15 protein-coding genes are annotated in these 13,166 nt (G+C 53.8%); 10 read left to right on the forward strand and 5 right to left on the reverse strand.

The window, feature by feature from the left end:
• Position 1: 1 nt before the first annotated feature.
• Positions 2 to 796, reverse strand: coding sequence for a FadR/GntR family transcriptional regulator (locus V8G57_RS13710; RefSeq protein WP_092395771.1), 795 nt, complete (start codon positions 794 to 796; stop codon positions 2 to 4).
• A gap of 219 nt (positions 797 to 1,015) precedes the next feature.
• On the opposite strand from V8G57_RS13710, the gene V8G57_RS13715 reads away from it, so the two are divergent.
• The gene (locus tag V8G57_RS13715) at positions 1,016 to 1,780 is read left to right on the forward strand and encodes an SDR family oxidoreductase (protein ID WP_342829865.1); all 765 of its coding nucleotides are present in this window, start codon (positions 1,016 to 1,018) and stop codon (positions 1,778 to 1,780) included.
• Positions 1,781 to 1,836: 56 nt separating this feature from the next.
• Positions 1,837 to 2,178, forward strand: a complete 342-nt coding sequence (locus V8G57_RS13720) for an L-rhamnose mutarotase (protein WP_342829866.1) — start codon at positions 1,837 to 1,839, stop codon at positions 2,176 to 2,178.
• A 6-nt stretch (positions 2,179 to 2,184) separates the two neighbouring features.
• Here V8G57_RS13720 and V8G57_RS13725 read toward each other — a convergent pair whose 3' ends face one another.
• Positions 2,185 to 2,883, reverse strand: coding sequence for a response regulator (locus V8G57_RS13725; protein WP_092395765.1), 699 nt, complete (start codon positions 2,881 to 2,883; stop codon positions 2,185 to 2,187).
• Positions 2,884 to 3,153: 270 nt separating this feature from the next.
• Between V8G57_RS13725 and V8G57_RS13730 the strand changes: the two genes are divergently transcribed.
• The 5 genes from V8G57_RS13730 to V8G57_RS13750 all read left to right on the forward strand — a co-directional run bounded on the left by V8G57_RS13730 (position 3,154) and on the right by V8G57_RS13750 (position 7,991).
• Positions 3,154 to 3,783, forward strand: a complete 630-nt coding sequence (locus V8G57_RS13730) for a response regulator (RefSeq protein WP_342829867.1) — start codon at positions 3,154 to 3,156, stop codon at positions 3,781 to 3,783.
• A gap of 104 nt (positions 3,784 to 3,887) precedes the next feature.
• On the forward strand, positions 3,888 to 4,757 hold the full coding sequence (locus V8G57_RS13735; protein WP_342829869.1) for a class I SAM-dependent methyltransferase: 870 nt from the start codon (positions 3,888 to 3,890) through the stop codon (positions 4,755 to 4,757).
• Between the two features lie 107 nt (positions 4,758 to 4,864).
• Positions 4,865 to 5,224, forward strand: a complete 360-nt coding sequence (locus V8G57_RS13740) for a hypothetical protein (RefSeq protein WP_092395759.1) — start codon at positions 4,865 to 4,867, stop codon at positions 5,222 to 5,224.
• Between the two features lie 106 nt (positions 5,225 to 5,330).
• Positions 5,331 to 6,800 (forward strand): AlkA N-terminal domain-containing protein, encoded by a 1,470-nt coding sequence (locus tag V8G57_RS13745; RefSeq protein ID WP_342829871.1) that lies wholly within the window; start codon positions 5,331 to 5,333, stop codon positions 6,798 to 6,800.
• Between the two features lie 210 nt (positions 6,801 to 7,010).
• Entirely contained in the window at positions 7,011 to 7,991 is a 981-nt protein-coding gene (locus V8G57_RS13750) for an integrase (RefSeq protein WP_342829873.1), read from the forward strand.
• Positions 7,992 to 8,000: 9 nt separating this feature from the next.
• Here the strand turns inward: V8G57_RS13750 and V8G57_RS13755 are convergent, their stop codons facing one another.
• Positions 8,001 to 8,579 carry a PIN domain-containing protein gene (locus V8G57_RS13755; protein WP_342829874.1) on the reverse strand — a complete coding sequence of 193 codons (579 nt, stop codon included), beginning with the start codon at positions 8,577 to 8,579 and terminating at the stop codon, positions 8,001 to 8,003.
• Between the two features lie 3 nt (positions 8,580 to 8,582).
• Positions 8,583 to 9,056, reverse strand: a complete 474-nt coding sequence (locus V8G57_RS13760) for a helix-turn-helix domain-containing protein (protein WP_342829875.1) — start codon at positions 9,054 to 9,056, stop codon at positions 8,583 to 8,585.
• 401 nt (positions 9,057 to 9,457) lie between these two features.
• On the opposite strand from V8G57_RS13760, the gene V8G57_RS13765 reads away from it, so the two are divergent.
• From V8G57_RS13765 to V8G57_RS13775, 3 genes are all read left to right on the forward strand, one after another.
• The gene (locus V8G57_RS13765; RefSeq protein ID WP_342829877.1) at positions 9,458 to 10,816 is read left to right on the forward strand and encodes an AAA family ATPase; all 1,359 of its coding nucleotides are present in this window, start codon (positions 9,458 to 9,460) and stop codon (positions 10,814 to 10,816) included.
• Between the two features lie 149 nt (positions 10,817 to 10,965).
• Positions 10,966 to 11,613: an alpha/beta hydrolase gene (locus V8G57_RS13770; protein WP_342829878.1), complete on the forward strand. Its 648-nt coding sequence runs from the start codon at positions 10,966 to 10,968 to the stop codon at positions 11,611 to 11,613.
• Positions 11,610 to 12,818 carry an XRE family transcriptional regulator gene (locus V8G57_RS13775; RefSeq protein ID WP_342829880.1) on the forward strand — a complete coding sequence of 403 codons (1,209 nt, stop codon included), beginning with the start codon at positions 11,610 to 11,612 and terminating at the stop codon, positions 12,816 to 12,818. Before V8G57_RS13770 ends, V8G57_RS13775 begins: the two co-directional genes overlap by 4 nt.
• 77 nt (positions 12,819 to 12,895) lie before the next feature.
• Here the strand turns inward: V8G57_RS13775 and V8G57_RS13780 are convergent, their stop codons facing one another.
• Positions 12,896 to 13,081, reverse strand: coding sequence for an antitoxin VbhA family protein (locus V8G57_RS13780; protein ID WP_342829882.1), 186 nt, complete (start codon positions 13,079 to 13,081; stop codon positions 12,896 to 12,898).
• Positions 13,082 to 13,166: the final 85 nt, after the last annotated feature.

Here is a 13,166-nt window from a genome sequence, read left to right on the forward strand (position 1 = left end):
CCTAGTGTCTTTGCTCGGGCACCGAGCGGGAAAAGATCCGCACCACGGAATCCATGTGCGCCCGCATGGCGCGCCGCGCCGCCACCGCATCGCGCGCCTGCAGCGCCTCCAGGATGAGCTGGTGTTCATGTTCCGAACGGTTCGGCATGTCTTTCGAGCTGTACAGCGTTTGCAGGCGCTGGAACATCATGCCGTATTTGCGTCCCAGCAAGTGGCTGACCAGCAGCAGGTAAGCCGGGTTGCCGCTGGCCTCGGCGATGCGGATATGGAACAGGCGGTCGCCGGGATGGGTATGCGAGCCGCTGCGGTTATCCTCGACATTGCGTGCATACGCCTCGGCGATATTGCGCAGCTGTTCATCGCTGGCGTTGACCGCGGCCAGCGCCGCCGTCTCGGGTTCCACCAGGCGCCGCGCCTGCAGCAGCTTGAACGGCGGGATTTCATCATCCAGTCCCAGGTTGATTTCCAGGTCCAGCTCCGGATCGATTTCCCAGCCGCTACGGTGCGCTGCCTGCTGCAGGGCCGGCGCCTGGTTGCCGTTGTTGCGCGCTGCTTCGTCTTCATTGCGCGGCAACACCATCACGCCATTGCCGACGCGGACACTGACGATGCCGATCACTTCCAGTGCGATCAGGGCTTCGCGCACCGAAGTGCGGCTGACGCCGAACTGCTTGGCCAGTTCGCGTTCGGGCGGCAGGTTGTCGCCGGGACCGTATTCGCCGCGGTCGATCATGTCGCGCAGCTGGTCGGCGATTTGCTGGTACAGGCGGCGGTTATGTATAACTTGTATGGGCATGGCAGTAAGGAAAGAGATTTTTCATATTGTGCCACGGCGCGATTGCTGTGAACCTAGGCAAATGGCGTCGGCGCCCGTCCGGTCGTCAATAAATGACGGCAGCGGGTTGCCGGTCCGGTTGCTCGCTGAATTTCCGCTGTGCTAGTATTGGTCCAGCCAATGAACCTTTTCAGTATAAAATATTAACCCGAGTAAATCCAGAAAATCGGAGGCAGCCGTATGAGATTGCAAGGAAAACGCATTTTGGTGACTGCGGCCGGGCAGGGCATCGGCCGCGCCAGCGCCCTGATGTTTGCACGCGAAGGAGCGCAGGTGCTGGCGGCCGATATCAACCCCGGTTCTTTGGCGGAAACCGCCAGTGCCGCAAGCGCCGCCGGCCATCCGCTGCGGACGGTGCAGCTCGATGTCACCGACGCCGCCGCGGTGACGGCGCTGGCGCAAGCGGAGCAAAGTTTTGACGTGCTGTTCAATTGCGCCGGTTTTGTCCATCACGGCAGCATCCTTGATTGCAGCGAACAGGATTGGGATTTCTCATGGGATCTCAACGTCTCTTCCATGTACCGCCTGATCCGCGCGCTGCTGCCTGGCATGCTGGCCAAGGGCGGCGGCTCCATCATCAACATGGCGTCGGCGGCCTCCAGCGTCAAAGGCGTGCCCAACCGTTTCGTCTACGGCGCCACCAAGGCGGCAGTAATCGGCCTGACCAAGGCGGTTGCGGCGGATTTTGTCGCCAAGGGCATCCGCTGCAATGCGATTTGTCCCGGCACGGTCGAGTCGCCGTCGCTGCGGCAGCGGATTGCCGAACAGGCGCGCCAGCAAGACGTCGATATCGCACAGATCGAAGCCGCGTTTGTCGCCCGCCAGCCGATGGGACGGGTGGGCAAGGCCGAAGAAATCGCCGCGCTGGCGCTGTACCTGGCTTCGGATGAATCGGCGTTTACCACCGGCGCGATCCATGTGATCGACGGCGGCTGGTCCAACTGACCTGCGCCCCCCGCGCAGCCACCCTACACTCTATCTAGTTAGCGAGCTTCGACAATATGCGTTACTGCCTGGCGCTGGACCTGAAGGACGATCCTGGCCTGATCGGCCGCTATGAGGAGTTGCACCGCCACATCTGGCCCGAGATCGCGGTCCATCTGCGGCTGCATGGCGTGCTCGGCATGGAAATCTATCGCCTTGGCACGCGCCTGGTGATGCTGATGGAAACCGACGACGCGGTTTACAGCCCGGAGCGCATGGCCGAAGCCGCGCGCAGCAATCCCAAGGTGCAGCAATGGGAAACCCTGATGTGGGAATTCCAGGCCGCCACCCCGTGGACCCCTGCCGGAGAAAAATGGGTGGCGATGACGCAGATTTTTGACCTCAGGCTGCAGCCCTGAACCGCGTCAGCTTCCTTCACCCTCATCGCTGTCCTCGTTATCCGTCTGAAACCAGTCGCCGCACCCCGGCGGCTGGACGATATCGCCGCTCACCGCGGCGCAGTAGCGGCCCAGTGCGATGTCGCTGTCCAGGCCCAGTTTCTTCATCGCCGACGCTTTTTGCAAGCTGACCGTTTTCACGCTCTTGCTCAGGCGCTGGGCAATATCGCGCAAGCTGTTGCCCGCCACATACAGGCGCAGCACTTCAGTTTCGCGCGGGCTCGGAATGCGGCTTTTGGCCTGGCCGTTGATACCGTTCTGCAACAAGGCCTGGAAAGACGGCCCTACATAAGGCGAGCCGTTGCCCAGGTGGCGGATGGTCTTGCCGAGTTCGGGGATTTCATCGCTTTTGTGCAACAAGCCGTTCGCGCCGCTATTGACGATCTGGTACAGCACCAGCGGAAACGCATTCATGGTCAGCACCACCAGCCAGGTTTGCGGATGATGGCGCCTGATATAGGACAGCAGGTGCAAACCGTCGCTGACGCGCACCATCGGCATCGAAAATTCGGTGATGACCAGGTCGCAAGGCGTCGATTCCAGGCATCTGACCAGCGCATCCGAACTGGTCACGCTGGCCACGACGCGGCAATCCGGCACATGGTTGAGGTAATTGCGCACCCCTGCGGTAAATACGGGGTGATCGTCCGCCAGAACAATCTTCACAATGATTACTCCACAGAAAATAACAGACAGGATCGGAGCCGGCCCGGAAGAATCTCAAAACGCGCCAGCGCGGTTTGCAGCGAGATCGATTTTAGTTATTCCATTGTTACCTTGTTTATTAGACTACGAAATTACGAAATTTACTTATATATTTAATAATATGTAAACCTGATACTTCCTATTCAATAACGATAAGTAGAAACCTATAAAGAGGACACCAAGGCGGACGCCAAGGTAGACATCATTCACCAGCCGTGGAGAGACAATTTCATGATCAGGATCATCCTGGCCGACGACCAGCCGGCCATCATTTCCGGGACACGCCAATATATCGAGCAAATGCCGGGCTTTACCGTAGTGGCGGCAGTCTCCTCGACGGCAGAACTGTCGGAGCGATTGCGAGATACGCCATGCGACCTGCTGGTCACGGAATTTTCATTGCCGATGAATCGCATCGGCTGCGGCTGCGCGTTGTTCTGCCAGCTGAAGCACGATTACCCGTCCCTGGAGCTGATCGTGCTGACGATGATCGACATACCGGCGGTGCTGTACCAGATCGTCCATTGCGGCGTGAAAGGGCTGGTGCACAAAAGCGACGAGATCGGCGAGCTCGGCCGCGCCATGCAGGAAGGTTCGCCCGCGGCGCCGTATATCGCCAAGTCAGCGCTGCGGATGCTGAAAAAAGGTCCTAACGGCAGGCTGCCGACCAGGCGCGAAACGGAAGTGCTGAAGATGTACGTGGTCGGCAACAGCCTGCGGGAAATCGCCGACCGGCTTAACAAGAGCGTCAAGACCGTGGGTTTGCAAAAAGCGTCGGCGATGAGAAAAATGGGCCTGCGCAACGACATCGAACTGGGCAGGTATTCCTGCACGATGGGCAAGATAGAGCAGCCGCCCTGACGGTTTTTTTTGGACGGATCGCGGCGCATTGGAGACCTCATGCGGTCGAAGCCGTTATACTTGGTGGAATAGCCGGCAAGCCTGGCCGACAGAAAGCAAGTTCCATGAACGGTATCAAGCAAGAATCCAATTCCCTCAACCCGCAAGCGTCCAAGCACGAAATCCGCCCCGGCCAGTCGATAGAGTTGCTCAAAGAGTTACATATCCTGACGCGCGACGGCAAATTGAACCAGGACAGCCGCCGCAAGCTCAAGCAGGTATATCATTTATATCAATTCATTGAGCCGCTGCTGCAGGAGATCCAGCAAGAACAGGGCGGGGTGCAGCTGGTCGACCATGGCGCCGGCAAGTCGTACCTGGGATTTATCCTGTATGACCTGTTTTTCAAGACGCTGACCGACGACTCGCACATTTTCGGTATCGAAACCCGTGAAGAACTGGTGAAGAAATCGCAGGAACTGGCGCAGCGCCTGGAGTTTCCGGGCATGTCCTTCCTCAATTTGTCGGTGGCGGAATCGATAGGATCGGCTTTGCTGCCTGGCCGCATCGATGTCGTCACAGCCTTGCATGCATGCAATACCGCGACTGATGATGCGATCGAATTTGGTTTGAAGAAACAAGCGCGTTTCATGGTGCTGGTGCCTTGCTGCCAGGCGGAAGTGGCTTCCGTACTGAAGAAGAACAAGGGTAAATCGCTGGCGAAAGAAGCGCTGACCGAAATCTGGCGCCATCCGCTGCATACGCGCGAATTCGGCAGCCAGGTCACCAACGTGCTGCGCTGCCTGCAGCTGGAAGCACATGGTTATCAAGTCAGCGTCACGGAACTGGTCGGCTGGGAGCACTCCATGAAAAATGAACTGATCATTGCCAGCTACAAAGACCTGCCGCGCAAGCGGCCGACCGAGCGCCTGCAAGAAGTACTGCACACCCTGGGGCTGGAAGAAATGCAAGAACGTTTTTTCACCGCGCCCTGAACGACGCAACTTGATTAAAAGCGGAGATCCATCCTAATCATTTTGCAGCATTTGCCTGCCGCAAGCGGGCCGTCCACCATCGCATCACTTAACCTGAGGAGAGTGACATGAGTAAGACGAGTAGTTCACATGCCGTTAAAGAGTTCACCAAGGCCCCGCCGACGGAGGAAGGGCTGACAGAAACCGTGCAGCACATTACGGCTGGCGTCGGCGAGTTCAGTGTCCTCAACCCCGCTGCGCGCGCAGCATTAGTCCTCAAGGTTACGGAGCAGTGGGAACAGGATTTCATCGTTAAATTCCATATTCCCTCGGATCGTGCGAAGGCCGGCGAAGAATATGCCGCCATCGAGCAGGGCGACAAATATCCGAGCTTGTCGGATTCAGTGCGCGAAGCCGTGCTGCAGCGCTTCGATGATCGCTACGGCGACGGCGGGCCGCGATTGTGGTCAGCATTGAACGGCAAGTGAACCCGCGCCCTGTGTGCTTTCAGGGCGCAGCAAACCGACTCTTCCGCATCATGTCCATGTCCGAAAACCGCTAGACACTGATAAATATTGGCGCGATCATGGTCCGATGGAACTCGATCACGACACCTGCTACCGGGCGCTGGCCAGCCGCGACGCGCGCTTTGACGGACGATTTTTCATCGGCGTCAAAACCACCGGCATCTACTGCCGCCCGATTTGCCCCGCGCGTACCGCCAAATCAGAAAACGTGCTGTTCTTTCCCACTGCCGCCGCCGCGCAGGAAGCGGGTTTTCGTCCTTGCCTGCGCTGCCGCCCGGAAGCGGCGCCCGATTCCGGCGCCTGGCGCGGGGTTGCCAACAGCGGCGTATCCAATACCGTGACGCGCGCATTGGCGCTGATCGAAATGGGAGCGCTGGATGACAACGGGATGGCTGCGCTGGTCGAACGCCTTGGCGTCGGCGAGCGGCAATTGCGCCGCCTGTTTGCCCAGCACCTGGGAGCGTCGCCGGTAGCCGTGGCGCAGACGCGCAGGGTGCTGCTGGCCAAGCAGCTGATCCACGAAACCCGCATGCCGATCACCGAAATCGCTTTCGCTGCAGGCTTTGGCAGCATCCGCCGTTTCAACGAAGTGTTCCTTGAGCTGTTCCAGCGCCCGCCAAGCGCATTGCGCCATGGCAGCCGGCCAGAGCAATCGGCGCAGGCCGGGGTAACGCTGCTGCTGCGCTATCGTCCGCCCTACGACTGGCCGGCCATGCTGGCATTCCTGAGCGCGCGTGCCATCGCCGGCGTGGAACTGGTGGCCGACGGCTGTTACTACCGCAGCATCTGCCTCGACGGCGTGCATGGGACGATTGCCGTCCGGCCCGGCGAAGGCCATGCCCTGCAAGCCACCATCCGTTTTCCCCAACTGTCGTCGTTATCCGCCATCATCGCTCGTCTGCGCAGGATGTTCGACCTGGCGGCCGATCCGGAAATCATCAGCCGGCAACTGTCGGCCGATCCCTTGATGGCCAGGCTGACCGCCGCCCGGCCGGGCCTGCGCGTACCAGGCTGCTGGGACGGTTTCGAACAGGCGATGCGCGCGGTGCTGGGCCAGCAGATCACCGTGGCCGGCGCCATCAGGCTGGCGGGCAAGCTGGTGGCGCAGCACGGCGAAACGCTCAGCGATCCCAGCCCGGACCGGCCCGGATTGACCCACGTATTTCCGCAAGCAGCGCGCGTGGCGGCCGCCGACCTGGCTCCGCTGGGCATGCCGAAAGCGCGCGCGGCAACCATGTCCGCGATAGCGGCAGCGCTGGTGGCCGACCCGCAGCTGCTGGAGACACGCGCCAGCCTGGAGGAAGCCGTGCTGAAATTGCGCGCGCTGCCGGGCATAGGCGATTGGACCGCGCACTACATGGCGCTCCGCCATCTGCGCGAGACCGATGCGTTTCCGGCGGCGGATGTCGCGTTGATGAATGCGGTTGCGCTGCATGAGGGCGTCCGGCCGAACGTAAAGGAACTGACCGCGCGAGCAGAAGCCTGGCGGCCATGGCGTGCCTATGCGGCACAACATCTTTGGTCGTCGCTGGCCTGACCGGGAAAATTTTTCAGGTAATCAAGCGCTGACGAGAGTTATCGTAAGTTGTTGATTTTATTGGTGCGGCTGGCTGGAATCGAACCAGCGACCCTTGGCTTCGGAGGCCCAAAATATAGTTATATTTTATAAGGCTTTCAAAGATTTATTGCATTTATTGGCACAAATTTGGCACACTAGTGGCAATTAGCAATCACCTATTTCAAATTTATGGCGACGATTCGCAAAAAGGGTGAACGTCAGTGGCACGTTCAGATCCGTAAACGCGGGTACCCAACTCAAACCAAGACATTTTCCATCCGAGCCGATGCTGAGCGATGGGCAACGATTATCGAGTCGGAAATGGAACGAGGTGTTTTTGTCTCACGCACGGAGGCAGAAGCGACACTGGTGAAGGAGGTTTTGGAGCGTTATGAAACGGAAGTGCTTCCCACCAAGCGTGGCGAAAAATCCGATAAGTCACGTATCAAAACATTGCAGGAAACATTCGGCGACTACAAGCTCGCTAGCCTAACCTCAACACAAATCGCTAAATTCCGCGACAAGCGATTAAAAATAGTCGGGCCGCAGTCAGTAATTCATGAAATTAACCTGCTTAATCGCGTTCTGAAAACAGCGACGATGGATTGGGGAATTGCGTTGCCTGGCGGGCTGCCGACAGCCCAAGTCCGAAAGCCGATTAAACCACGTGGCCGTGATCGACGGGTAACGCCGGCCGAGGTCGACAAAATTCTTGATGTGTCGGAATCGGTAGAACTTCGAACGGTCGTCACGTTAGCTGTTGAGACAGCTATGCGCCGGGGTGAGTTGGCATCACTTGAATGGGAAAATATTGATCTCAAAAAGCGGATTGCCTATCTACCTAAAACAAAATCTGACGTTCCTCGAACTGTTCCGCTTTCAACCGCAGCAGTTCAGGCATTAGAAAATCTGCCGCATCAGATCAGCGGCAAGGTATTTAGCTTACAAGCAGAATCTATGAGTCAGGCGTTTGAACGGGCATGTGAATCGCATCGAGCTAATATTGCAAACTTGCGATTTCACGATCTTCGCCACGAAGCAACAAGCCGCCTGTTCGAAAAAGGGTTAAATGTTATGGAAGTGGCCGCGATTACAGGGCATAAGACGCTTGAAATGTTGAAGCGATATACGCATTTACGCGCCGAAGACTTAGCTAAGAGACTTGGGTAATTCTGCCGGTCAGATTAACCCAACTGCGTCTTCCAGCAATTTACAAGTTTGTGGCAAGCCTTGGGATAGGTACGTAGCAATTAGCTCTTGTGCCGTTCGTTGGGGATTCTTGAGTCGTTCACGGAGCGTTTTGACGATCTTGAGCATTTTTACCGGAGCCAAACCATATTGTGCAACTAGAAAATCGTCCGGATGCAATATTTCTAGGCCGTGTGCGTTTGCAATCTCACTAGGAAAATCTTTGAGATTGAAAGTAACTATCGCATCGGCATGCCCAACAATAGCTGCGGCAAGAACATGTCGGTCATCTTTGTCTGGCAGCGACAGGGAATCGATAAGATATTCGTAATTTTCTACCAAACAGTCATCGACGGCCTCATTCATTAGCGCGACAGTGCGATTCAGGGTGTCAGGTTTTAGATCCGGACGATTAGCCAATACATTTCTGGTCCATTCGTCATGAATTGTCGATGTCCAGCGCCCGCGAAATACGTCGGCCTCAGCAAGGCTCAACAGTAAATCTCGCAACGGCGCTGGATACAAAACACAGGCGTCGAGAATGACGGTATAGCTATAAGATCCAGCCATTAATCAATAGCCCATATCCAGCTCTTGAGCTTGGTCAGTTAGCTTCTGCAGAGCATCTTGTGAGATTTTCCGCCTGTTTTCCTTGTACTCGACTACATCCTCAAAGCGTATTCTTCTATGTGTTCCGACCTTGTGATATCGAATCTTGCCATCCTCCAACAGTCGTACGAGAAAAGGACGGGAGACGTTCAGGAACATGGCAGCTTCTTGCGTCGTAACGTCAAGCTCCTTCGGCATTATGGCGACAGCCTTACCTTGCGCTAATGAGCCAAGCAGGTCGGCAATAAGTCGCAAAACCTTAGGGGGCAAGCGCAGTAGAGGCGATCCATCATGCCGCTCGACGCCATCTTCAATTATCGCGATATTGATCGCTTTAGAATGATCCAGTGCGCTAACGATGCAGCGCTGTGCGGCTTTTGCAAGCTCCACATCTTCTTTATTGTCCAAGACCATATCTAGATCAAGGTCGTTTGACATGTCATTTTCTCCAGGGCTTCAATGCTTACAACTTTGCAGCGTTGTAAGTGTCATTCGCTGTGGCAGAAATTTGATACTCAAATTTCTGCCACAGCAAATGATTACGTCAAAATCATTGTAAACAAATTATACGAAACAAACGAAATATTCGCAACAAAACTTGGCTGTGGATTTATGAACGGTTTTTTAATGCGACAAACTTATTAGCCTATTTTTTGACGAAATTAAATAAAGCTGTATTTATATACAGTACAATTGTGATGTTGCTATGCGCTCAAAGCTACATACGCTTGATCAAGATTCATTGTTCTTTCTACGGGCAGCTTCATTTGATTGTCGACTAGAAACTATCTTGTTGGCGACAATCCGTTTTTTCACTGCGTCTCATTGGTGCTTCGAAAATGACAATAGATAACTACACAGAAGATGAGTTTGGTGAGAAATTAGCAACTGTTATTAACCCGGCCACGCCTATTAAAAGCATTGAGCATCTCAAAGGCCGGGACGATTTTCTTGTCGAAATCAAGCGCACGCTTTTCTCGGCCGGTCGCCACGTATTTATTTTCGGTGACCGGGGAGTTGGAAAAAGCTCGCTCGCCGCAACGGCCGCGGCACAATATCAAACCTCTGATGCTGAACCAATCTCTGTTGGCGGCGCCGTGGACGAAACATTTACTTCGATCATTGCGAATATCGCGCTTCAGGCTCTAAAGCGCAGAAAATATGAATCTGTTAAGGCACAAAATTCCGTATCGATGGAATGGCGGGGGCTGAAATGGTCAACCGGTGACGAAGTTAGTGGCCTCGACCTCGCTTCCCAGATAAAAACTGTGGGGGATGCGGCCGAATTATTAAAGCAAGTCGCGGAAAAACATTCCCGGAAGCCGACAGTCGTACTGGATGAATTTGACGCGATCCCAGACTCAAAAGAGCGTAGCCGTTTTGCCTCGCTCTTAAAACAGCTTGGTGATCAGTCTATTAACATCAAATTTCTAATCACCGGGGTTGGGCAGTCTTGCGAGGAATTGCTGGGCGCTCATGCCTCGGCGCACCGTCAGATTGCTACGATAGAACTCCCCAGGCTTGGATGGGATGCGCGAAGAGAAATTGTCACAGAAGCGGCGGCGGCGTTCGGCCTTGATGTTGATAATGATGTGAATTGGCGCATTGCCCTGATCAGTGATGGATTTCCCTACTATATTCACCTGATCATGCAGCAAATATTGTGGCAAGTGTTTACGGATGAGGAACCATGCACGATGGTGACATGGGATCATTTTTATGCGGGGTTGAACGCGGCTATTCGTCAAACGAATGTCGAGTTAAAACGTCCCTATGAAAAAGCGGTTTTACACCGTAGCGATGAATTCGAAGATGTGGTGTGGTCGACGGCTGACGGCGACGAGCTACTTCGGCCGTTAGACGAAATGTACGCTTCATTTTCACGTGTAGTTAGCAAACGTGAAGGACGCCAATCACTGGTGCAGCAAAAGTACAACGAGACTATCCGGAAGTTAAAAACGCCGGCATATGGGGAGGTTATGGCTCAGGTGCCAGGCCGAAAAGGTTGGTACATGTACAGAGAAAAAATGCTCAGGGGTTACGTCAGGATGCAGGCTGAGGTCAATAAGGTCGCATTGACAGGAGAAAAGAAAAGCCCGAAATTAGTCATGCATGTGGGAAACAGCAGGACCGGTCATTACGGTCCGAGTGTTCCACACAACATACGGTTATCCAAGGATGAAGACTACGGTAATTAAAGTGCAAAGATCTAACCGATTTTGGCCGACACGTGGTGTCCAGGATAAATGAGTTGCGAATGGTCGCACGTAATTCGATAAAAAACTCAACACACGAAATATTTATCATGTAAAATCCTTTTTAACGAAATCATTCTAGGGATTTACTCATGTCGATTCTTTCGAACACTGCGGTCGGTAATTTGCTTGTCAGTAATATCCCTCGTGATTTGATCATGGGTGTTGAGGATGCATTGCAAGTGGGAGCCTTGCGTGCTTATCAAAGTGCAAGTGTGATGAACAAAGGACATTTACCGCATGCCCTTGGACAAATGCGGCACTTCAACATGAATGAGACATTTCATGATGCTCTAGCAGCTGCAGATGCAAATCCAACGCCAGTGCGAGGAAACAGTTTGATCGTGGGGCAATCGGGAATTTTCGTTCTCAGCCGACTCAATGTCTCGTCAAAGATATGGAACAATGCTAAACGTAGCAAAACTCGACGTAAATTGTGCCATGCGAATTTCAAAATTGAGCCGCTTGTGCAGCCAGGTTTTTTTGATGACTCGCGTCCAGTTGTGGAGGGCGCCGTTTTTTTTGTTGCAAGTTTCTCTGGTTCGATGCGGATTTCTCCAGAATCGCCGCAATCTATCGATATCGCTGTACCTAACGCAGAAATGACTTCTTGGCTTTTTAGAGAGCCGCTTAGTCAGTACGTCTTGAGATATGAAAGTACGCCGGTGCAGGACGACCAAGCGAATCCAATACTGAAGACAATTATTCATAAGAAATTATTAAATGGGGCTGAAGAATGAGCCGTGGTATTACTGAGTTTCAGCCGGAACGCCTAAGTCAGATTCTTAGTGCGCGCCGGCTTTCTCAAGTTCAGTTAGCAACAATGGTAGGTATATCACCAGCCACTGTAAGCAAGTGGCGGTCGGGCGTACAGGCGCCCGAGTCTGATGCATTAGAACGACTGGCGCAGGTTGTAAATGTTAGTCCTGAATGGTTTACACGACCCACTTTGTCTATAGGGTCAACTCCCCTGTTCCGTAGCAACGCATCCGCACATGTGGCGGCTCGACAGATGTTAGAGGCGCGACTGGAGTGGGCACAGGACGTAACGTATAGTCTTAGCGAATTTGTAGACTTTCCAGCGTTAAATTTACCCGAGCGCGCTTTTGTTGATCCAGAACAGATATCAAATGCAGACATCGAATTAGCTGCGGCAGAATGTCGGAAAATTTGGAACTTGGGCCGCCAAGCGATTCCAGATTTGGCTTTGGCTGTTGAAAACGCGGGCATTATTCTTGTTCGAGAAGAAACAGGGATTGCTCCGATCGAGGGTCTTTCGGCATGGAGCACCGCTCTAAGTCGACCAATCATTTTGCTATCGGCGGACAAGGGCAATGCGTTCAGAAGCCGCTTCGACCTAGCTCATGAACTAGGGCATTTGGTGCTGCACAAACATATTCCGCGGGCCACTGAGCGTGACCGACATAATCAGATGGAGAAACAGGCTCACCGATTTGCTGGAGCTTTTCTTTTGCCAGCAGAGGGCTTTGCAAATGATATTCGCACTCCGATTAGTTTAGATAGTTTGTTACTGTTGAAGCAGCGATGGGGAGTATCGGTCGCCGCAATTATCATGCGATTGAATGCACTGGGCTTGATCGACGAGGAAGCAAAGCTTTCTTTGTTTAAAAGAAGGTCGGCTCGCTGGGGGGCTAAATCTGAACCTGGCGATGAAGCGCGAAATCCAGAATGTCCTCGCCTTTTGCGCCGCACTGTAGAATTATTGGTGTCATCTGGCACGATGCCACTTAACGGCGTTGCGAGGCATATTGGCTTATCAGCACGCGACATAGAAATGATTGCTGGACTTCCTGCATATTATTTAGATGGTGCCGCCGAGGTTCACGACTTAGCCAAACTTCGCTCTACTCTGGCGAAGTTTGGTGGGGATACCTCTCCGTCTGGTGACAGCAAAATACTTCCTTTTGGACGTCGGGGAAACTAATGTTTCACTGTCACTGTGTACTGAAGCAACTCTGAAATTGTCCCACTCAAATCAACGCTTGAATTGAAAGGTATGTATTAAAGTTCATCTTGTAGCTTGGCCTTGAAGTTGGCGATTGCTTCGGCAATGCTGATTTCACCGCATGCCCACTTCTCGGCATCTTTGATGACTTGAGCATCAGGCTCTACGCCTTCAATGCGTTGATTGGCGAGGGCATTTCGCACTATTGCGTGACGCTCGATTTTTTCTCGTTTTGAAATCACGACTGCTCCTCGCGAACTCACCAATCAGGCTAACCCATATTTCTTCCAACTGCGGTTGCCGTCATTTAATGGTGTTTCGAATTTT

This window comes from Collimonas rhizosphaerae, assembly GCF_038896935.1.
Lineage (GTDB): Bacteria > Pseudomonadota > Gammaproteobacteria > Burkholderiales > Burkholderiaceae_D > Collimonas > Collimonas rhizosphaerae.